Source organism: Pseudoalteromonas sp. H105, assembly GCF_001469215.1.
GTDB lineage: Bacteria > Pseudomonadota > Gammaproteobacteria > Enterobacterales > Alteromonadaceae > Pseudoalteromonas.
Genome location: NZ_LOFH01000004.1, coordinates 370,729 through 392,498, shown reverse-complemented (window position 1 = coordinate 392,498; position 21,770 = coordinate 370,729). Strand labels below are relative to the sequence as shown.

Sequence of the window (21,770 nt, the reverse complement as noted above, 5' to 3'; positions counted from 1 at the left end):
TTTGTATTTGAGTCAATTACAGTTGCCAGTTCATTGAAATACCATAGCTGCGTGGTGCGCCATAGTAGCCTTGTTCCCAATATAAGCTATGGAGGTACTTTTCATTGGTGACATTATTAAGGTTAAACGATACCCCAATGTTGTCGGTAATATCGTAAGTTGCCATTAGATTTAAAATGCCAAATGCATCTTGTTTAGTTACTGGCGTAACCCCTAATGATGTTGTTGGCTGAATACGCTTGGTGTCATCTTGCCAGCGATAATTCAAACCAACCGTTAATCCATCAAACTCTGGTAGCTTATGCGTGATTGCTAATTTATATTGATTTTTTGGCGTGTAATTTTTGACCAGCTCATCGCCTTCAATATTGATGGTGCTATAGCTAAAGCTTGTGCTCAGTGTGTCACTAATCTTACCACTGAGTTCAACTTCAAAACCGTCACTACTAATACCATCCGCACCATAATAGCGAGTGTCATCTGGTGCTGAACCCGCAATAGCAACGGCAAGACCGACTTGTTTTGCATCGAAGTAGGCTAATGTAACAAAGAGATCGTTATCTAGCAGTTGTGCTTTTATACCTATTTCACGGCTTTCTCCGGTTATAGGGTCTAAGTAATCACCAGTGATATCTCGTTCAGTTTGCGGCACAAAAGTTTCAGTGTAGCTAGCATAAGCAGAGACATTTTCGTTAATGTCATAAACCGTACCAAAATAAGGAATCGTTTGGTCGCTGTCTTTATCTTTAGCTGTGCCGTATGACTCACCTTTGGACTGCCAATTTACATGGCTAACACCCGCTAATAAACTCAGTGAATTAGTAGTACGGATGCGTGTCGAAATATAGGCAGAGCGTTGTCTGTTGGTAACATCAGCCCCAGTTAAGCCATCGGTTAATGTAGGCGCTGGCGCAATACCATCCCAACCTCCCAACTCTGGCATGGCAGGAAAACCATTGCCAGTGGTGAAGTCGTACAGTGACTTATCGATATTATCCATATCAGCTTGATTTACACCAAACGATAAGTCGTGCTCCATACCAAACACGTTAAATTTACCAGCAGCATATAAGTCAAGGATATCGTGCTTATCTTTGTGGTCATACTCACTAGCGTAACCTGTTAAACCAAGGCCTGTTTCATGGTTAGGAGTGCCATAGACATAAAAAAGATTTGAATCTTGCTCATTTACAAGGTGTGCATAGCTGGCTTTTAATAACCAAGTATTGGCTATACTTTGCTCTAAAGAGACAAAAAGTTGCTCTGTTGAGTTATTCCAGTATGACCAATCCGCTGCGGTACTAGTTGATGTATTAAAATTAGTTGCACTACCGTCACTATAATAAAGTGGCAGTGCACCCCAGAGAGGGCTGTCTGCGTCTTTTTGCTGGTCAACATAGTTAACAGATAAAACAGTGCTTGAAGTGAGTTGGCCTTCGTAGGCAAAGTAATAGATTGTTTTGTCTTGTTTATAACGGTCTAGGTAGGAGTCTGTTGTTTGTTTTGTAAAAGCAACACGTACAGCATGGTCCTCTGCTAGTGCAGTGGAGGCATCGAGTTCTATTCGCTTATTATCCCATGAGCCATACGATGCAGAGGCGCTTATTTGCGTTTGATATGTTGGTTTTTTGAGCACCATATTTACGGTTGCTGAAGGGTTCCCTGCACCGGTCATTAAACCGTTGGCACCACGAACGACTTCAACACTTTCAAAAATTGCGGTGTCTAATGTGCCTTGAATTGAGCCATTATCTTGCGGCGTACCCATACCATTAATTTGGAAGTTTGTGATTTCAAATCCACGAGCTTTAAAATAAGTACGATCGGTTTCTATTTGTTCAACGGTTACCCCTGGTGTTGTTTCGAGTACCGCATTGATATCATCTAACGAGAAGTCATCCATTAATGCGCGCGATATGACAGATACTGACTGTGGCGTTTCTTTTATTGTTAGACCAAGTTTGGTTGCTGATTGCGCATCTTCTGTGATGTAGTTTTTATAGTGCTGCCCATACACAGCTATTTTTTCGTAAGATTTATCTGAGTCATTATTGTTATTTTGCGATGTAGCGTGGGCAATACTACCTAATGCAAAAGAGGTACAGATAGCGAGTTTTGATAATCGTAAAAGTGGCAAAGCAGACATATGACATTCCATAAAGTTCAAATTAATGCGTAATTTAATCTAAATGAGAGTTATTTGCAATTGTGTTTAGGTGGGTTTTATTGATTTAAATGAAATAAAAGCGGCCAGTGGCCGCTTTAGGAGATAACTAGGAAAAAATGTGGAAATTAAAATGCATACTTAACAGAAAACTGTAAGCGGTCCATATCGCCATCATTACCGCTTTCTAATTCACGTTCAGCGTGCTTATACTCAGCACCAAAGGTCAATTTTTTAACCGGTGAATAAAGAATGTTGGCACTAAAGCTTTGGCTTGTTTTTGTAGGATCGCCAGTAACGGCAAGTAAATTCTCATTATTGTCAGCAGATAAGAATGAATACAGGAAGGTTGAACGCCATTGACTGTTCCAGTGTTGTTGGTAAGCAATAAAACCAGATGTTGAGTCAATCGCATCTAATTCATCGCCGTTAAGTACAGCACCGTGTGCAGTATTCAACCCGACATAACGGCCTAACCCTTGACCTTGAGTTAGCATGAACTTAAGGTTATTTTTACCCATGTTAACTTTACCTGATGCGCTAACACCTAAAGAGGTTTCATCAGCGTCAATCCCATTTTGTTTATACGTTAATTGGCGTGCGAGGCCTGTAACTACAAACTGGCCCCAATCAGCGTTCATTGTGTAGCGTGCAGTAAAGTCAGGTAGAGAGGCATCATCGGTGGCAACACGCGCGCCACCTGCTGTTGTTACTGTGCTTTCAGGGTTTTCTATTGAGAAAGAGAAGTTACCAGATGTATAACGAGCTTGAGCTTGGCGAACAAACACGGTGCCTTCTGCAGGGCCTACAAAGTCTAGCGTTTCAGGCAAAGCTCCCACATTTTGAAAATTTGACCATGCTTGACCAAATAACCAACCGTCATAAGTAATGAATGCTTGGCGAACTCTTGGTGCGTACGAATTACTGACTCGTTCATTGCCACCGGGGGCTGAAGCAATAAAGTCGATTTCAATTTTAGTTTTTATTTCTTTTCCATCGTCTAATTTAGTGGCTGTGCCAAAGAAGAATCGAGATTGGCGGGCATGCATATCAAATACAGCATCACTGTCGGTATCAGAACCTACAGGCGTTGTACCAGGCACATAAAAATCACGACCAATACTTCCGCCACTTGGTACGCCATCTGAATAATCACTCCACATCGCATCAAGTTTGACATAGCCACCGTAGCTTACATTTGTATCGCCTAATTTTGCAGCGTGTGCGCCAGTACTAAGCACGCTCAAAACAGCCGCTGCGGTGAGCGATTTAAGTAAAATAGTTTTTGTTGCCATGATTTATTTCCTATTCGATTTAGTTGTTATACTTTAATGTCACTTTTGATGATGTACGCTTTTTACTCAATTACCTATTGGTCTATTAGACTAAGGTGGCACGCAGGTAGACTTGAAAAAACAAGGGAGTTAACCTTCATTATGGTAAACATCAAGGTTATAGCTGCTATATGTACTGTGATTACGGCATGTTAAAAAGAGTATTACAACTAAGGTCTAATACTTTCATTCGCGATGCTGGGTAATCCTTGGTACAGGCCTTTGGCAAGTAATTAAAAATGGAGACGACTATGTCACAAAGTATCTATCCAGTTCCTGCACATATCAAGAATGCAGCGTTAGTTGATAACGACAAATATAACACACTTTACAAGCAATCTATTGATGATCCTCAAGAATTTTGGTTTGAGCATGGTAAGCGCCTTGATTGGTCGACTCCTTATACTAAGGTAAAAAACACCTCTTTTGACAAAGGGCATATTAGTATCAAATGGTACGAAGATGGCGAGTTGAACGCCTCTTATAACTGTATTGATCGCCATCTTGCAACAAAAGCTGACAAAACAGCCTTAATTTGGGAAGGTGACAACCCAGAACACAGTGAAAATATTAGCTATCAGAAGCTACATGATGAAGTGGCAAAATTTGCCAATGGCCTAAAAAAATTAGGCGTCAAAAAGGGTGATCGCATAGCTATTTACATGCCAATGTCGCCACAAGCCGTTTATGCGATGCAAGCATGTGCTCGCTTAGGCGCTATTCACTCAGTTGTGTTTGGTGGTTTTTCACCATCAGCTATTGCGGATCGTATTAAAGACTCTGGCGCAAAAATTGTTATCACCTCAGATGAAGGACGTCGTGCAGGTAACACTGTGCCGTTAAAAGCAAACGTTGATGAGGCTGTCGCTCAAGAGTCAGTAACAACCATTGAGCATGTGGTTGTTCACCAGCTAACAGGCGGTGAAGTTGATTGGAACGAACACGATGTGTGGTGGCACGAGTTAGTAGCGGATGTACCAGCACAGTGCGAACCTGAACCAATGAATGCAGAAGATCCATTATTTATACTTTACACATCTGGCTCAACAGGCCAGCCAAAAGGTGTTGTTCACACAACCGGTGGCTATTTAGTATATTCCTCAATGACACATGAATATGTATTTGACTTAAAAGAAGATGATATTTTTTGGTGTAGCGCTGATGTGGGGTGGATCACAGGTCACAGCTACATTGCTTATGGTCCATTAGTAAATGGTTGTACACAAGTTTTATTTGAAGGTGTGCCAACGTACCCAACAGCAGGTCGTATGGGAGAAGTGGTTGATAAACATAACGTAACCATTCTTTATACCGCGCCAACAGCCATTCGTGCACTGATGGCGAAAGGTGATGAGCCTACATCGACCTCTAAGCGTGATAGTTTGCGAGTGTTGGGTTCTGTGGGGGAGCCTATCAACCCTGAAGCGTGGACATGGTATTACGAAAGCATTGGTAAGAGTAATTGCCCAATCGTTGATACGTGGTGGCAGACTGAAACTGGCGGCATTATGATCACACCGCTTCCAGGTGCGACAGAGATGAAACCAGGCTCTGCAACGCGCCCATTTTTTGGTATTGCGCCTGCTTTATTTGATGCCGAAGGGAATACACTAGAAGGTGCGGTCGATGGTAACTTGGTTATTCTCGACAGTTGGCCTTCACAAGCGCGCACAGTGTATGGTGACCATGAGCGTTTTGAACAAACTTACTTCTCTGCTTATCCGGGTGTGTATTTTACTGGTGATGGCTGTCGTCGTGATGAAGATGGTTACTATTGGATTACGGGTCGTGTAGATGACGTACTTAACGTATCTGGGCATCGCTTAGGCACCGCTGAAATTGAAAGTGCATTGGTTGCTCACGAAGCGGTGGCAGAAGCGGCTGTTGTTGGTTTCCCACATGACATTAAAGGCCAAGGTATTTACGTTTACATTACGCCTAATGAGGGGGTAACTGTGAGTGACGAGTTAACAAAAGAGGTACGTAACTGGGTGCGCAAAGAGCTTAGCCCAATTGCTTCACCAGATATGATTCAATGGTCACCGGGTTTACCTAAAACGCGCTCAGGAAAGATTATGCGCCGTATTTTGCGCAAAATCGCAGCCAATGAGCACCAACAATTAGGTGATACCTCAACTCTTGCTGATCCGAGTGTAGTTGATGAACTTATCGAGAACCGATTAAATCGTTAAATATGCGTTAAAAACTTGATTAGAAGTTGATTCTAAACGTAGTATATCGGCTGTTATCTAATTGATGACAGTCGAATTTATTAGGAGTGAACCATGAGTCAGTTTTTAATAGCGGACGACCACCCGTTATTTCGTGAAGCACTAAAAGGGGCATTAAGTACTAAGTTTGCTGATTTAGAAGTATTTGAATCTGAAAACTTTGATACAACATTGCAAGTGCTTAACGAGCAAGAAGATTTAGATATCTTATTACTAGACCTACACATGCCAGGTAATGGCGATTTATACGGCCTAATTCGAATCAGAGAAGATTATCCAAGCTTACCTATTGCGGTTGTGTCGGGGAGCGAAGATATTAATATTGTATCCAAGGTCATGAGCTATGGGGCAATGGGGTTTATCCCTAAGTCATCGTCGTCAGATGACATTGCTGGCGCTATTAATCAGATCCTCGATGGAGATGTATGGCTACCACTTGATCTTAAAGACAAAGTGGCAACGGTCGAAGGCGAAGATAAAGAAATAGCAGCACAAGTCGCATCGCTTACCCCACAGCAGTATAAAGTTTTGCAATATCTCCACGAAGGGTTACTCAATAAGCAAATTGCTTACGAGTTACATATTTCTGAGGCAACCGTAAAAGCGCACATTACTGCGATTTTTAGAAAGCTAGGCGTTTATAATCGTACTCAAGCTGTACTTATTGCAGCAAAATTACAACTAGAACCTATTGAGTCGGCGTCTTAGCTTAAATAATAAAGAGGCAAATAGCCTCTTCATTTACTTTACAAATTTAGCTAAATACCACCGTTTTATTACCATTTATAAAAAGCTTATGCTCCGACGCTAGTTGCAGCGCTTTACAAAACACTGTTTTTTCTACATCTTTGCCCATTTTTGCCATTATTTCAGCGGTATTCGCATGGCTCACATGAGTTACGTCCTGCATAATAATTGGCCCTTCATCCAGCTCGTTATTAACAAAGTGAGCGGTCGCACCAATAATTTTAACGCCGCGTTCAAAAGCTTGGTGGTATGGCTTTGCACCAATAAAGGCTGGTAAAAACGAGTGATGGATATTAATAATTTTACCGTCAAATCGTGCTACAAACTCAGGGCTTAATATTCGCATATATTTAGCCAAACCAATAATGTCCGGATTGTAGCTAGCTATTAAGTCACCGACTTGCTTATCATGTTCAAGGCGGCTTAAACCGTCATGACTAACAATATGAAAAGGCACATTAAAGCCTTTAGCTAGCGGTGCTAAGTCCGGATAATTTGCAATGACAGCCAGTACTTCAATATTTAATGCCCGCTCAAATTGCTTGAGTAACACGCCTCCAAGGCAATGAGCCTCTTTAGTGGCAAGTAACACCACTTTTGTTTTCTCATCGTTGTGCAAAGTAACCTTTGCCCCACTAGGTAAAATACATTCCAGTTGCTCAATGAAGTCTTCGCTTGGTTGTCCGGTTAGTTCTGTACGCATAAAAAAGCGGCTAGCGTCTTTATCTACAAACTCATTATTGCGGGTAATATTTAAATTATGTTCGTGGCACAGCCCGGTAATTTTAGCTATCAAGCCTACATCATCCGCACATTGTGTTGTTAGTATCATGTTCATTAGTCCTCATTCCAATCCCGTGATAGTCAGCCCCCATTATTTGCCAATTACATACAAATGCAAGGGCTTTAGTAATTGGCGATTACTCATGTACTACATTGAGATGGCGAATTATTTGCATATTTCTTAAATATTCTTGCTTATAAGTATGAGTTGTTTAGCAAAGTGAAATTAATTACACCCATAGAACCTTTAGTCGGGTTATTGGGAGTTTGTAGCTCGGTAATAAATTGACGAAAGGCTTTTGCATCACTGATGCAAAGAATTATGTTATTTATAATATGAGTTTTAATTTGAGCGGCTAATATATTATTTGTTTATAATCTCAGCTGTTTACGATATAAAGAAGGGCATTAAACGCAATCAGGGATTGAATAATGGATGATGTGTTAGTTCTAATCGTCATACTGTCGTTAGTAGTAGTTTTCGGCGCAATTGCAGGGTTAATTGCTTTAACAAAAGTGAGCGCGTTACAGCATGATGTTACGGCTCTGAAAAAACAGTTACATGAGGTAATCACAAAAACGCCCAGTCAGCCTGCGCAAATAGTTAAAAACCATTTTGCTGAACAGCACATCGTTGACTCGAAAGAAGCTGAAAATCAACCTGAATCGCCTCTGCATCAGCAAAGGAGTTCTATTATTGATACCACTCAGTCAAAGCACCCAGCTGCAACTCATTCACCCACCAAAGAACGTGCTCCATCGCTTGTTGTTACTTTTATTAATAAATTTAAGGCGCAATTTCAAGAAAACTGGATGACGTGGATTGGCGGTATTGCGTTAGCATTTGGTGGTATATTTTTAGCAAAATATAGCTTAGATGCTGGCTTATTATCTCCTAGCCTCAGGCTTACCCTTGGCGGATTGTTTGGCATTTCGCTGATTACGGTTGCAGAGTATTTACACCGTAAAGGCATTGTTTTTGAAGAATTCAATAATTATATTCCAGCAGCTTTGGCGGGTGGTGGTTTTATTAGCTGCTTTGCATTGACGTTGCTCGCTTATTCAAGCTACGGCATGTTAGGTCCTACCACTGCCTTTGTGTTGTTGGCGGTTATTGCGCTGACTGCAAGTTCAATGGCACTGCGTTTAGGACCACTACTCGCTGTATTAGGTATTGTAGGGGCTTACAGCGTGCCTTTGTGGGTTAACACCGGAAGCGGTAATTTAGTCGCACTATTGACCTATATTGGTTTCGTCACTCTTTCAGCTGTGCTGGTAGCGCAAAAAGTAAAACGTAATTGGTTATGGTATTTACTCTGGGCAGGCCATATTGGCTGGTATTGGGTAGCATTAAGTGTTGTTAAGTCAACCGAGTATTGGCTCGTTGGTAGTTTTGCGCTGCTATCTATTATCGGCTTGATTGCGATGATGCGTTTAGGTATTACCTTGCGCTTGCTGGAATACCGCCCACATAGTTTAAAGCGATTATTAAGATTACAGCCGGATCACCTATTACTGTTAGCGATTGTAGTGCCGTTATTAATCACAATAGTAATCTCGATGGCGAGTGTGCAATGGCTAATTGTAATGGTGAGTTTAATCGTCATGCTGCTATTTTTTGTGCTACAAAATAGTCGTTGGGATTTATGGCAAGGTTTATCGCTGATAATTGCTGTGTTACTGGTTGTCAGTCAGCAATCGTATAACATTGATACTAACGATCACTTATTTATATTTAAAAATATGCATGGGCTTGGTTTATTGCTCGGTATAGGTTTTTGTTGTTATGGTCTGTATTTTGGCGCACGTTATTATAAACGGTTAAGTTTTCACTTAGTTGCCGCATTTAGTATGTTTACCTTAGTCGCGACGCTTTACACCGTAACCCATGAGCATGAGCTCGCCGTAGCGTATTCTTTGTGGACATTGTTATTATTGCTGACAAGCGCTGTATTAATTAAACGAGCACAATTTGCTCATACACAATGGCAGCAGTTTAGCTATTGGGTGGGGGCTAATGCCAATATCACATTGTGCTTAACCTTGTTACTTGCTGATAGCGGATTGACGTTAGCACTGGCTATTCAGGTGCTGGTGATCAGCTACTTAGTAAAGCGAAAAAACGTACCTATGCCACATTGGCCTATTAAAGCCTTAGTGGCTGCCGTTTTAGCCCGTTTAACATTTGCACCGTGGATATACGATACAGATTTAACCTTCTTAACGATGCATTGGAGTGTGGTTGTTTACCCTTTGAGTGTAGGTTTATTTTGGTTTGCAGCAAAGCAATGGCAGAAAACGCAAATGAAAATCTGGCTCGAAGGAGCCTCATTACATTGTCTGGCTTTATTCATAACGACAGAGACAAGTTATCAATTAGTTGGGCACTATCCTCAATTTGGTTCCCTGAGCTTTTATGAGGAAGTATTACTAAGCTGTAATTGGCTTGCTTTAGGCTGTGTTTATTTGTATCGCGCGCAAAGTGCTGGGCAGCTAGGCAAGCTTTACAGGGTTGCAGGGTTAATCTTGTCGGCATTAGCTGGTTTATTGTTAGCAAGCACAATGTTTGATAACAACCCATTACTAACATCACTATATGTAGGTGAAACGCCGGTGTTTAACTGGGTGCTGATGATGTGGTTGGTGCCAAGTGCTTTAGCGCTGTGGTTAGCTAACCTAGTAAAGCCAGTTAATACCCAACTTAGTAAAATAATATTGGTAGTAGCGGGCGTTTTAGCTGCATTAGCAATAAATGCACTCATCCGTCAGTATTGGCAAGGCGCATATATCTACCTAGATAGAAAAACCAGTGATGCGGAGCTCTATAGTTATTCGATTATTTGGCTCTTGCTCGGCGCGCTGGTGGTTATTTCTGGGCATTTAAAACAACAACTGCTGTTACAAAAAGTTGGGTTAGGTATTCTTGGCGCAGTAATCGTTAAAGTGTTTTTGATTGATATGGCAAGCCTGACTGGTTTACTCAAAGCGGTATCATTTATTGGCTTAGGGTTATCGTTGGTAGGCTTGAGTTGGCTGTTCCAAAAGCTCAGAAGCAAGGTGAGTGTGTAATAAAATAGTCGCAAGCTCACCCAATGATAGGGTTGGGTGAGTCTTTATATTTTATTTTTCCACTTTATGTACTGTGATTAAGCAGTGCTTTTAATTTACCCGGCTTGATGGGCTTTGATAGGTAATGAATATTTTGTGCTTTTGTGGCGAGTTTAAGTTCATCATCGCGCACGGCTGTAATCAAAATAGCAGGCACTTGGCTTTGCCAAATTTCGCGCAATGTTTTAATAAGCGTAATGCCATCACACTCATGACCAAGCTGATAATCCATTAGAATTACATCAGGAGCGCTATGCAGTTTGGCATATTCCATCACCGTTTCTACATGATCGAACAGCTGATAGTTTGCTTGCCATTTTTGTAATAAACTTGCCATAGCATTTAAATTTTCAGGATCATCATCCACAGCAATCACATTCATTGCTGCACGGTTTTCAAACAAGCTGTTAGTGGCCGTTTTTTGCTGTACAAATTGGCTATCGCCATAGGGAACTTCGATACTAAAGCGGCTGCCTTTATTAACTATGGAGTGCACTTCTAGTCGTAGACTCAGTAAATCAACCATTCGCTTTACAACGCCTAAACCTAAGCCGACGCCCTTATTGTCTCCGGCTTCAATGCGATAAAAGTCGTTAAAAATTTTAGCTTGCTCTATCTCGCTAATACCGGGACCGGTATCCCAAACTTCAATACGTAGATGGTGTTTACGTTTACGGCATGTAACGAGTACTTTGCCTTTTTCTGTGTATTTAACCGCATTAGATACTAAGTTTTGAATGATGCGGCGTAAGTAAGTTATATCACTGTGCACAATCTGACCTTGTGAGCGAACATGCAATTTAAGGCCCTTTTCACTCGATAAAATAGCGTATTCATTTCGCAGTGGCGCTAAAATGTCGTCAATACTAAAATGACGAGGGGCAGGGGTCATCGCACCTTGTTCAAGTTTTGCAATTTCTAGCAATGCAGACATTAAATGCACTGTGGAATCGAGGCTCGCACCAAGTTTTTCAAAGTTATTAATATTGTTATCCGCCAACGACTTTTCATCGATTGCTGCAAGGTATAATCGCGCGGCATTAAGGGGTTGTAAAATATCATGACTGGCCAATGCCAGAAAACGCGTTTTACTGTCGTTGGCTTGTTCAGCTTCACGTTTGGCAAGTGTGAGTGCTTGCTCAGTTTGCACTCTGCTTTCTATTTGAGCCTCGAGATCTTTGTTTATCGTACGTATCTCTTGTGTACGGGCTTCAATGCGGTTTTCAAGGTCCATATTGACCTCCTCGAGCGCATTTTGTGTTGCAATATGAGTTGTAATATCTGAAAAACTTGTCACAAACCCACCATCAGGCAGTGGGTTGCCAGTCATTTCGTATACTTGGCCATTGCGGCGGTGACGAATAAAATGATGTGAAGTGCCATTCTTTAAATGCTGTACCCTTTTTTCTACTTGTCGCTCTATTTCACCAGGGCCACACTCTCCTCGTTCTGCATTATAACGAATTATGTCTTCAATTGGTTGACCAACCTCCAAAAACTCAGCTGGGTAATCAAACATTTCAGCATAACGTTTGTTCCATGCAACGAGGTTGAGATCTTTATCAACAACTGAAATGCCATGGCTTAAGTTTTCAAGTGAAGTAAATAACAAGTTTTGGTTAAACTGCAGGGCTTGTGTGGTTTCGTCAAAAAAGTTTACGACTTCTTCAAACGCCATTCGTTTTCCTGATGCAACAGTATGAACAAGCGCTTGAGCTGAAGACGCACCAAGCACCCCTGTCAATGCGCGTTCGCAATAGGCAATAAATTCAGGTGAAGGGTGTGCGTTGTTATCCCCCAGTGGGTGTGTAAGGGAGAATTGAACCATTACTTGCTGACTGCGTTGTACCCCTAAAAACGTTTGCAGTAATACTTTAAAATCATAAACGGTGGCTTTTACGTTTTTATTTAAACGTCTAGCAAGTACCGCTTGCTCTTTTGGATTAACGAATGCCGCTGCTTGAATTTTATCAATTAAGCGTTCATCGGCACCTAAAGAAAAGCTGATATAACAGCCGATATTCGCAAATAGGGCAATGAGTGTGCCACGGGTAATGAGTGTTTGCTGAAGCTCTGTATTGAGCGTGTTTCCAGCATCTAAAATAGGCAGCATTAAAAACAAAACCCAACAACAAAAACCAGCTAGTAAACCAGCATATACGCCATAGGCATGGCCTTTTCGCCAATACAAGCCACCAACAATTGCTGGCAATAATTGCGTAACAAGTGAGAAGGCGACTAACCCCATACTTGCCAATGCTTTACCATGACCAAACCATTGCTGATAAAAATACGACAAGATTAAAATACCGGCGATAGTAAAACGTCTTACAAGTAAAATTTGTGATTTATAGCTGGTGGTGATCAGGTTGCGTTTAAATTTACGGCGCAACATTAGTGGAAGCACCACATCATTTGAAATCATCGTACTGAGAGTCAGTGTTGCTACAACAATCATCGCTGTGGCCGCCGAGATACCACCAATAAATACGAATGCCGTAAGGGAGATATTTTCATGCATTAAAGGCAGGGCAAGAACAAAACTATCAGGTGAAAATCCGCTGCCAATATTAGGGTGAATAGCGGCTGTGGCTATCGGTAAAATCATGGCCGCGGTTAGTAGTAAATAAAGCGGAAACGCCCAACGCGCTGTGAATAAATGTCGTTTGTCTTGATTATCGACTACGGTGACATGAAATTGTCTTGGTAAACAGATGATTGCAGCTGCAGCCATTAATGATTGACCAATAAAATTAAAGCCAAAAAAGTTAAAGTTATTCCAATGTGACCAGAGCGATTCACTGATTAATACTTCACGCTCTTCGGGTAAATTAAACAAGGTGTACACCGCTAAACCAGCAACAGCGATCAGCGCGAGTAGTTTTATTAAAGATTCAAATGCAACCGCGAGCATAAGGCCTGAGCGGTATTCTGTGACATCTACTTTGCGAGTACCAAAAAAAATGGCAAACATGGTCATTACAAGTGTCGCAGACAAAGCGACCATTGAACCTGATATTTTGTTATCGCTTTGTAGCAACAAAAAGCTACTACTGAGTGCTTTTAACTGTAATGCGATGTAAGGAATGGTCGCGAGTAAGGCTATGACGGTGACCATGATCGCGGTAGTTTGACGTTTGCCGTAGCGTGCAGAGATAAAATCAGCAATGGTGGTGATGTTTTGCTTTTTACTGACCAGCACGAGTTTGCGTAAAAAACCTTGGCCAAATATAAATAGTAACGCAGGCCCTAATAGGATCGGTAAATAGCTCCAACTGCTGGTTGCAGCGGTGCCAACAGAGCCATAATACGTCCACGAAGTACAATAAATCCCTAATGAAAACGAGTATACAAACGGGTGGTGACTAATTCGTTTTGATAATGGGGTGGTTTTATCTCCCCAGTTAGCTAACCAAAATAATACGCCTATGTAGGCTAAAGCGACAAATATCAGTGCGGCAGTCATGTTTTAATACGATTTTTATTATGTTGATTCATACCATACCAGAAGTTGTCAGTAATTTGCGTCGTCTATTTAGCAAGGATATTTCCCAGTGTTTTTAAGTGTTTGAAAAATAGTTATATATTTAAATTGTGTGTTTTTATTAGACTAATGTCGAAGATCATCATAAAAGAGGGCTTTTTTCAGAGTTTAGCGTGTTTATAATGTTTAAGTTTATGATTTTTAAGTATTTTAACTTTAATGTAACAACTGGGGTTGCGCAGTTTACGTAAACGTTAACTGCATGTTACGACTATGGTCTCAATTCAATCTTGCGAAGGCATTGCTAAGTTTAATAGTGAAAATAAGAACACATCACTTTTTACGATGTTGAAGAGGAAATAAAAATGGCTTTTAAAGATGAAGAACAAGCAAAAGCTTACTGGGCGGAAAACATTTCACTGCTATTTAAATTACTAGCAGTTTGGTTTGTCGTGTCATTTGGTTTTGGCATATTACTGGTTGATGTACTGAACGAAGTACGTTTTTTTGGGTTTAAACTTGGCTTCTGGTTCTCCCAGCAAGGCGCGATTTATACCTTTGTGGCTTTGATTTTTGTTTACGTTTTCAAAATGAATACGTTGGATAAAAAATACGGCGTAGACGAATAGGAGCTTAAGTAATGGATGTTCAAACACTCACATTTATAATCGTCGGTTTAAGCTTTGCGCTTTATATCGGCATTGCAATTTGGGCCCGAGCTGGCTCAACAAATGAATTTTATGTAGCGGGGGGTGGTGTTCCGCCGTTGGCAAATGGTATGGCAACTGCTGCTGACTGGATGAGTGCTGCGTCATTTATCTCAATGGCAGGTATTATCTCGTTTGCAGGTTATGACGGTGGCGTATACCTGATGGGCTGGACGGGTGGTTATGTTCTACTTGCTATGTGTCTTGCACCTTATCTACGTAAATTTGGTAAGTTTACGGTTCCTGATTTTATCGGCGATCGTTACTATTCGCAAACGGCACGCATCGTGGCTATTCTGTGTGCTATCTTTATTTGTTTCACTTACATTGCAGGGCAAATGCGCGGCGTAGGTGTTGTATTCTCACGTTTCCTAGAAGTTGAAATCGAAACAGGTGTTTACATTGGTATGGTGATTGTATTCTTTTATGCTGTACTTGGCGGTATGAAAGGCATCACTTATACGCAAGTAGCACAATATTGTGTACTTGTATTTGCTTACTTAGTTCCAGCAATTTTCATCTCAATGATGATGACGGGTCACTTTTTCCCACAAACAGGTTTTGGTGCCACGTTAAGTGATGGTTCTGGTATGTATGTGTTGGATAAACTTGATGGTTTAAGTGCCGAATTAGGTTTTGCTCAGTACACTGAAGGCTCTAAGAGCATGATTGATGTATTTGCAATTACGGGTGCATTAATGGTGGGTACTGCAGGTTTACCACATGTAATTGTTCGCTTCTTTACTGTTCCACGTGTTAAAGATACACGTATCTCTGCAGCGTGGACGTTAGTATTCATCGCGATTGTTTATACAACTGCACCTGCTGTTGCTTCGTTCGCTCGTGTTAATATGATTGATACTATTAATGGAAAAGATGGCAGCGGTACAGAGTATGCTCAGGCTCCTGCATGGGTTAAAAACTGGGAAAGAACAGGCTTAATCACGTTTAATGATAAAAATGGTGATGGCAAAATGTTCTACACAGCCGGTAAAATTGAGGATCCGAATAGCGCGAATGAAATAAAAGTTGACCGCGATATTATGGTATTGGCTAACCCTGAGATTGCTAATTTACCAGCATGGGTTGTTGCCTTAGTTGCCGCAGGCGGTATTGCTGCAGCACTATCAACAACAGCAGGCTTGTTATTGGTTATTTCGACCTCCGTTTCGCACGATTTACTCAAGCGTACCCTTAAACCAGATATTAGCGACAAACAAGAGCTCCTCGCAGCGAGGTTAGCAGCCATGGTTGCGATTGTTATTTCCGCTTACTTTGGTATTAACCCGCCTGGATTTGTGGCGTCGGTGGTGGCATTTGCATTCGGCTTAGCCGCAGCAAGTTTCTTCCCGGCTATCATCATGGGTATCTTCTCTAAGAAGATGAATAAAGAAGGCGCTGTGTTAGGTATGATCACAGGTATTACTTTTACAGCGGCCTACATTATTTTCTTCAAGTTTATCAGCCCTGAGTTAAATAGCCCTGAGCACTGGTTCTTGGGTATTTCACCAGAAGGTATTGGCCTAATTGGTATGATCATCAACTTCTCTGTCGCTGCGATTGTATTGAAATTTACAGCAGAAACGCCAGTTGAAATTCAAGAAATGGTTGAAGGTATTCGTAATCCAAAAGGTTCGAGTGAGGCACATGCTCACTAAAATAGCTTGATTGTTATTTATACTAAAGCCCGACTTTTGTCGGGCTTTTTATTTTTTGTTTTTATGCGTAATGTAGATGCTTAGCCTATTTTATTATGAGTAATGTTATGAATAATGAGCAGCAGGAAGTCGCCCAATTTGTTAAAATGCAAACGCCATTTAGCCAAATAGATACGAGTGCCACTGATTATTTTGTCGCTCATGTAGATAGTATTTATTTGACTCGTGAAAATCAGACTCAGTGGCTGCAATCAGCGTCACCTAAATTGTTTCTGATTCGTTCAGGTTTATATGATTTAGTTGATGCTAAAGGTGATGTGATAACGCGTTTAGCGCAGGGTGATTATTTTGGTTTTCCCTCTCTATTAACGGGAGAAGCAATACAAAACCGTTTAGAAACGCAAAAAGAGGGCATTGTGTATATGCTCAATCAAGATGCCTTTGATTTTTTGCGCCGGGAATATAAACTGTTCGAGCAATATTTTGTCCGAGCGCATGCTAACCGGTTACTGTCATCACATTACAAAAGTCAAAATGATAGTTGGTCAGAACGTAAAATTTCTGAGCTGATGTCTCGTAAAGCGGTCACGTTACTTCCCGATGCCAGTATTCGCCAAACGGCAAAAAAAATGAAAGAGCATGGTGTTTCCTCTATTATGATCACTGAGTTTGAGCGCTTAGTGGGCGTGGTCACTGATCGTGATCTACGTAATCGGGTACTTGCAGACGAAATTGATCCGAAAGAAGCCATCAGTTCAATAATGAGCAAAAAGCCTAAATATATTTTTGAGAATAACCGAGTTTTTTCTGCTTTGCATTTAATGCTTAAACATAATATTCACCATTTGCCCGTGCTCGATGAACATCATAAAGCGCTGGGCATGATTACCAGTACTGATTTACTCAGGCAACAAAAAAGTGACCCTGTACAATTAATTGGCCGTATTTATAAAGCGCACAGCATTGTTGATTTGAAGCGCTATGCAGCTGAAATACCTGAGTTACTTCGAGGGTTTTCACATAATATTGATGATATTTCATTGATTGGTAAACTACTTAGTGGTTTGACGGATGCGTTAACATCACGATTAATACACCTCTTCCAAGAAGATAATGGCGCAGCACCTACCAGTTTTAGTTTCATTTGTTTTGGTTCACAAGCACGTGAGGAACAAACGCTGCATTCAGATCAAGATAATGGACTGTTACTTCCAGATGATTTAAGTGAGCAGCATCAAGATTATTTTCGTCGTATGGGGGAGTTTGTTTGTGAGCAACTCGTCGAATGCGGCATCCGTCGTTGTCCAGGGAATATAATGGCAAGCAATGCGTTATGCAGAATGAGTATTTCTGATTGGTGTGAGCGCTTTTTTAAGTGGATAAAAAGCCCAACGCCAGAAGCAATGCTCAATTGTAAAATATTTTTTGATTTGCGATTTATAGAAGGTTCAAATTCACTTTATACCAGCTTTTGTGAGCAGCTCACTCGCATTTCGCGTAACGAGTTATTTTATGCTGCTATGGCCAGTGATATAAAATCGAACGCAGCGCCTATTGGTTTATTTAACCAGTTAAAATTAGAAAAAGATGCTAAACAGCATAAGTACATTGATTTGAAAAAACGAGGTGTCGTCATCATCAATGACATCGTACGATTGTATGCACTCAAAGCCGGTGTTCGTCGAGCCAATACACAAGAACGTCTTGATGCATTATTAAAGTACCCTCAGCTTAATAAACAAGATGTATATAATTTAAAGGATTGCTGGCGCTTTTTAACTCAGTTGCGTTTAAGAACACAAATTAATGAAGAGGGCTTACCCAGTAATTGTATTAACCCTAATAAACTAAATTCGTTAGAACGTCATCAGCTTAAAGAAGCATTTTATCTAATTAAACAAGCCCAACAGGCCGCGGCATTTAAATTTGCTCGAGGTAGTTTGTAATGGTGTATCAATTGAGGGCTCAGTGTGGTTAAAAAATGGCTTAGCCGATACCTATCAAGGAAAAAGTTACTCGCTAAAAGTGTATTTAGCCAGCGCTATATTGTGATTGATTTAGAGCTTACAGGGTTAGATGCAAAACAGCATGAAATTGTATCCGTTGCATGGGTGTTGGTAGAACAGCAGTGCATAAAACTAAGTACAGCAGAGCATTATATTAGCAAAGAAGTAAAGCAGCTTGAGCAAAGCCCCGTATTTCATGGAATTGCTCAACAAGAGATTGGTCAAGGGCAAAGTTTAAGTTTTATTTTAAATAAGCTCAGTTGTTATTTTGATGATGCAATTTTGGTGTTTCATAACGCAAGTTTAGATTGGAGTTTCTTAAAAAATGCTTTTAAATCAAATGATATCAACGTTAGACCAAAGTTAATAATTGATACGTTTCAAATTGAAAAAAAGCGCCTACTTCAACAAGGTCAAGAAATAGCATTGGATGATCTAACGCTTGCAGCGTGCCGGGGTCGATATCAGTTACCCCATTATTCTAACCATCATGCATTAACGGATGCGACTGCGACAGCTGAACTGTTATTGGCGCAATGCCATCAAATTAGTTGCGGAAATGAACTAAAGCTAGCTGATATTGTAAAAGTATCACTTTAAAAGCAGTTATATTAAAGGTTATTTGTTACCCTAATACACTGAAATTTAGTAATCCCTTGGTTTTATGATGAAAAATACTTTACTGCCGTCACTCGTTGGCGTGTTAGCTAGTTTATTTGTTGTGTGGTGGTTACACGGGTTTTTACTCGTTGACAGCTGTTTAGACAATAGCGGTACGTTCAACTACGAAACAAACCTCTGTATGGATGAGAATAGTCAATTGATCGAGCTTACGACCTCTTCGGCTATGCTTGTTACCTATTGTATTGTGATTATGCTTGTATCACTACTAACGGCTAGTTTAATTAGAAAAACATTCAAAATATAGCTACAAAGGTTGAGTGATTACCAAAACGGAGTCATCTAAAAGAGGCTGCAGATATTTATTTAACTTTGCCTCTTATATTCAATCCCAAGGTCGATTACAATACCGCCATCAAAAAGGCAGGTCGCCTTTATCTGCAAGCAACTAGAGTGGATTTTCTTTCGAATGGCAATCAAACTTGCAATTAATGGTTTTGGTCGAATTGGTCGTAATATCGTGCGAGCGCTGTATGAATCAGGGCTAAGCGATGAGATCAAAATTGTTGCTATCAATGAATTAGCGGATCCTCAAGGGATCGCTCACCTCCTTAAATATGATACGTCTCATGGGCGCTTCAAATTTCCTGTTACACTCGGTGAAGACAGTATCAATGTTGCCGGCGATTCAATCGCATTATTTTGTGAAGAAAACCCGTGTGAACTCCCTTGGCAAGTACTCGATATTGATGTGGTATTAGAGTGTACCGGAGTGTTTCATTCAAGAGAGCATGCACAACTTCACTTAAATGCGGGCGCGAAAAAAGTGCTATTTTCGCAACCTGCGGATGCAGATGTCGATGCCACAATCGTTTACGGTATTAATGATGATGAGTTAACGGCTGCACAAACAATCGTATCTAACGGGTCATGCACAACAAATTGTATTGTGCCTGTGATTAAAGTGCTTGATGATGCATTTGAAATTGAATCGGGTGCAATCACGACTATTCACGCATCAATGAATGATCAACAAGTGATTGATGCCTATCACCACGATTTACGTCGTACTCGTGCTGCAAGCCAATCTATTATCCCCGTCGACACAAAACTGGCTCGTGGTATTGAGCGTATATTACCTAAGTTTCATGGCCGGTTTGAAGCCATTGCTGTGCGAGTTCCCACTATTAATGTTACGGCGATGGATTTGAGCGTTACAGTGAATACAGATGTCGATTTGCTTGCAGTAAATAAAGCCTTAAGAGCGGCCGCTAAAGACAGGTTAGAAGGGATTTTAAGTTACACAGAAGAGCCATTGGTCTCTGTTGATTTTAACCATGATGCACACTCATGTATTATTGATGGCACGCAGACACGAGTTAGTCATAAACGACTGATAAAGTTGTTAGTCTGGTGTGACAATGAATGGGGATTTGCTAACCGTATGCTAGACACCGCAAGGTGTATGATGGTTGCAAAAAACTAGAATTATAATTAAGAATTTTTACTCAAGTCAGTATCGTTAACTAAGGAGAAGTCCATGTCGGTCATTAATATGGTAGATTTAGATTTAAACGGCAAACGCGTGTTAATTCGTGAAGATTTAAATGTACCAGTAAAAGCAGGTAAAGTGACCTCAGATGCACGTATACGTGCAGCATTACCAAGTATCAAACTCGCGCTTGAAAAAGGCGCAAAGGTAATGGTGATGTCACATCTTGGCCGCCCTACGGAAGGGGAATTCAACGAAGAGTTTTCATTGGCTCCTGTTGTTGATTATTTAAACGAGGCACTTGAGCAAACAGTACGCCTTGAAAAAGACTACCTTGATGGTGTTGAAGTCGCTGATAATGAAGTGGTTGTGTTTGAAAACGTACGCTTCAATGTTGGTGAAAAGAAAAACGATGAAGCACTGTCTAAAAAACTTGCTGCACTGTGCGATGTGTACGTAATGGATGCTTTTGGAACTGCTCACCGTGCTCAAGCTTCAACACACGGTGTTGGCTTATTTGCTGACGTTGCATGTGCAGGTCCTTTATTGGCAGCAGAGCTAGAGGCATTGGGTAAAGCACTTGATAACCCAGCGCGTCCGCTTGTAGCTATTGTTGGCGGCTCTAAAGTATCAACTAAATTAACGGTACTCGATTCGCTTTCTACGATTGTTGATCAGTTAGTGACTGGGGGTGGTATTGCTAATACTTTCATTGCGGCGTCAGGTCACCCAGTTGGTAAATCGCTTTATGAAGCGGATTTAATCGATGAAGCAAACAAATTATGTGCTGCAGCTAAAAGCAATGATGGTGAAATTCCAGTTCCTACTGATGTTGTTGTGGGCAATGAATTTTCAGAATCAGCGGTTGCAACATTAAAAGATGTGAATGAAGTAACCAGTGATGATATGATTTTTGATATTGGTCCAGATACGGCAAGTAAATTAGCAAAAATAATTGCCAATGCCGGCACTGTCGTTTGGAATGGCCCTGTTGGGGTATTCGAATTTGACCAATTTGGTAATGGTACGCGTGCAATCGCACAAGCGATTGCTGATTCAAACGCATTTTCGATTGCAGGCGGCGGTGATACGCTGGCGGCGATTGATAAATACGGTATTGGCGACAAAGTTTCATACATTTCAACCGGTGGCGGTGCTTTCCTTGAGTTTTTAGAAGGGAAAAAATTGCCAGCTGTTGCTATGCTAGAAGAGCGTGCTAAGTAATGAAGCATGCTTGTTGGTGTAAGTAAATTGGCTTACACCGACAAACACCATTAATTAAATACCTCTCACCCTTATTTAATTATTGGTTTGTATCAGCGGTAGACTTGGCAAATGCCAAGGCTGTCGTGATGCAGTGATTGCATCAAACTAAACTATTCCGTTCGACTAGGTAGTGTTGCGTTTACGCAGCTATCGATAATTTGGAGAATAC

14 protein-coding genes are annotated in these 21,770 nt (G+C 40.9%); 10 read left to right on the top strand and 4 right to left on the bottom strand.

Features of this window, described 5'->3' with window-relative positions; translation table 11 throughout:
• Positions 1–16: 16 nt before the first annotated feature.
• Positions 17–2,146 (bottom strand): TonB-dependent siderophore receptor, encoded by a 2,130-nt coding sequence (locus tag ATS75_RS09700; protein ID WP_058560240.1) that lies wholly within the window; start codon positions 2,144–2,146, stop codon positions 17–19.
• Between the two features lie 146 nt (positions 2,147–2,292).
• On the bottom strand, positions 2,293–3,459 hold the full coding sequence (locus ATS75_RS09695) for a DcaP family trimeric outer membrane transporter (protein WP_058560239.1): 1,167 nt from the start codon (positions 3,457–3,459) through the stop codon (positions 2,293–2,295).
• 290 nt (positions 3,460–3,749) lie between these two features.
• Here ATS75_RS09695 and acs point away from each other — a divergent pair, with 290 nt between their 5' ends.
• Both acs and ATS75_RS09685 read left to right on the top strand, forming a co-directional pair.
• Positions 3,750–5,690, top strand: a complete 1,941-nt coding sequence (acs, locus tag ATS75_RS09690; RefSeq protein ID WP_058560238.1) for an acetate--CoA ligase — start codon at positions 3,750–3,752, stop codon at positions 5,688–5,690.
• 93 nt (positions 5,691–5,783) lie between these two features.
• A complete protein-coding gene (locus tag ATS75_RS09685) occupies positions 5,784–6,437 on the top strand; it encodes a response regulator transcription factor (protein WP_058560237.1) in 654 nt (217 codons plus the stop codon).
• A gap of 46 nt (positions 6,438–6,483) precedes the next feature.
• Here ATS75_RS09685 and purU read toward each other — a convergent pair whose 3' ends face one another.
• Positions 6,484–7,314: a formyltetrahydrofolate deformylase gene (gene purU, locus ATS75_RS09680; protein WP_058560236.1), complete on the bottom strand. Its 831-nt coding sequence runs from the start codon at positions 7,312–7,314 to the stop codon at positions 6,484–6,486.
• Positions 7,315–7,691: 377 nt separating this feature from the next.
• Here purU and ATS75_RS09675 point away from each other — a divergent pair, with 377 nt between their 5' ends.
• The gene (locus ATS75_RS09675; RefSeq protein WP_058560235.1) at positions 7,692–10,328 is read left to right on the top strand and encodes a DUF2339 domain-containing protein; all 2,637 of its coding nucleotides are present in this window, start codon (positions 7,692–7,694) and stop codon (positions 10,326–10,328) included.
• 64 nt (positions 10,329–10,392) lie between these two features.
• Here the strand turns inward: ATS75_RS09675 and ATS75_RS09670 are convergent, their stop codons facing one another.
• Positions 10,393–13,833, bottom strand: coding sequence for a PAS-domain containing protein (locus ATS75_RS09670; RefSeq protein ID WP_058560234.1), 3,441 nt, complete (start codon positions 13,831–13,833; stop codon positions 10,393–10,395).
• Between the two features lie 383 nt (positions 13,834–14,216).
• On the opposite strand from ATS75_RS09670, the gene ATS75_RS09665 reads away from it, so the two are divergent.
• The 7 genes from ATS75_RS09665 (at position 14,217) to ATS75_RS09635 (ending at position 21,559) form a co-directional block, all read left to right on the top strand.
• On the top strand, positions 14,217–14,480 hold the full coding sequence (locus ATS75_RS09665) for a DUF4212 domain-containing protein (RefSeq protein WP_004586074.1): 264 nt from the start codon (positions 14,217–14,219) through the stop codon (positions 14,478–14,480).
• Between the two features lie 11 nt (positions 14,481–14,491).
• Positions 14,492–16,216 carry a sodium:solute symporter family protein gene (locus ATS75_RS09660; RefSeq protein ID WP_058560233.1) on the top strand — a complete coding sequence of 575 codons (1,725 nt, stop codon included), beginning with the start codon at positions 14,492–14,494 and terminating at the stop codon, positions 16,214–16,216.
• A gap of 107 nt (positions 16,217–16,323) precedes the next feature.
• On the top strand, positions 16,324–18,162 hold the full coding sequence (locus ATS75_RS09655) for a DUF294 nucleotidyltransferase-like domain-containing protein (RefSeq protein ID WP_058560232.1): 1,839 nt from the start codon (positions 16,324–16,326) through the stop codon (positions 18,160–18,162).
• A 24-nt stretch (positions 18,163–18,186) separates the two neighbouring features.
• A complete protein-coding gene (locus ATS75_RS09650; RefSeq protein WP_058560231.1) occupies positions 18,187–18,822 on the top strand; it encodes a 3'-5' exonuclease in 636 nt (211 codons plus the stop codon).
• Between the two features lie 64 nt (positions 18,823–18,886).
• Positions 18,887–19,150 (top strand): hypothetical protein, encoded by a 264-nt coding sequence (locus ATS75_RS09645; protein WP_152996211.1) that lies wholly within the window; start codon positions 18,887–18,889, stop codon positions 19,148–19,150.
• A gap of 162 nt (positions 19,151–19,312) precedes the next feature.
• Positions 19,313–20,329 (top strand): erythrose-4-phosphate dehydrogenase, encoded by a 1,017-nt coding sequence (gene epd, locus ATS75_RS09640; RefSeq protein ID WP_058560229.1) that lies wholly within the window; start codon positions 19,313–19,315, stop codon positions 20,327–20,329.
• A gap of 54 nt (positions 20,330–20,383) precedes the next feature.
• Positions 20,384–21,559: a phosphoglycerate kinase gene (locus tag ATS75_RS09635; protein WP_058560228.1), complete on the top strand. Its 1,176-nt coding sequence runs from the start codon at positions 20,384–20,386 to the stop codon at positions 21,557–21,559.
• Positions 21,560–21,770: the final 211 nt, after the last annotated feature.

What these genes read in the sequence shown, in the direction of transcription:
- ATS75_RS09665 (WP_004586074.1), top strand. Translation starts at nt 14,217, where the DNA reads ATGGCTTTTAAAGATGAAGAACAAGCAAAAGCTTACTGGGCGGAAAAC.
- epd (WP_058560229.1), top strand. Translation starts at nt 19,313, where the DNA reads ATGGCAATCAAACTTGCAATTAATGGTTTTGGTCGAATTGGTCGTAAT.
- ATS75_RS09700 (WP_058560240.1), bottom strand. Translation starts at nt 2,146, where the DNA reads ATGTCTGCTTTGCCACTTTTACGATTATCAAAACTCGCTATCTGTACC.
- ATS75_RS09685 (WP_058560237.1), top strand. Translation starts at nt 5,784, where the DNA reads ATGAGTCAGTTTTTAATAGCGGACGACCACCCGTTATTTCGTGAAGCA.
- ATS75_RS09670 (WP_058560234.1), bottom strand. Translation starts at nt 13,833, where the DNA reads ATGACTGCCGCACTGATATTTGTCGCTTTAGCCTACATAGGCGTATTA.
- ATS75_RS09695 (WP_058560239.1), bottom strand. Translation starts at nt 3,459, where the DNA reads ATGGCAACAAAAACTATTTTACTTAAATCGCTCACCGCAGCGGCTGTT.
- purU (WP_058560236.1), bottom strand. Translation starts at nt 7,314, where the DNA reads ATGAACATGATACTAACAACACAATGTGCGGATGATGTAGGCTTGATA.
- acs (WP_058560238.1), top strand. Translation starts at nt 3,750, where the DNA reads ATGTCACAAAGTATCTATCCAGTTCCTGCACATATCAAGAATGCAGCG.
- ATS75_RS09645 (WP_152996211.1), top strand. Translation starts at nt 18,887, where the DNA reads ATGATGAAAAATACTTTACTGCCGTCACTCGTTGGCGTGTTAGCTAGT.
- ATS75_RS09635 (WP_058560228.1), top strand. Translation starts at nt 20,384, where the DNA reads ATGTCGGTCATTAATATGGTAGATTTAGATTTAAACGGCAAACGCGTG.
- ATS75_RS09660 (WP_058560233.1), top strand. Translation starts at nt 14,492, where the DNA reads ATGGATGTTCAAACACTCACATTTATAATCGTCGGTTTAAGCTTTGCG.
- ATS75_RS09675 (WP_058560235.1), top strand. Translation starts at nt 7,692, where the DNA reads ATGGATGATGTGTTAGTTCTAATCGTCATACTGTCGTTAGTAGTAGTT.
- ATS75_RS09655 (WP_058560232.1), top strand. Translation starts at nt 16,324, where the DNA reads ATGAATAATGAGCAGCAGGAAGTCGCCCAATTTGTTAAAATGCAAACG.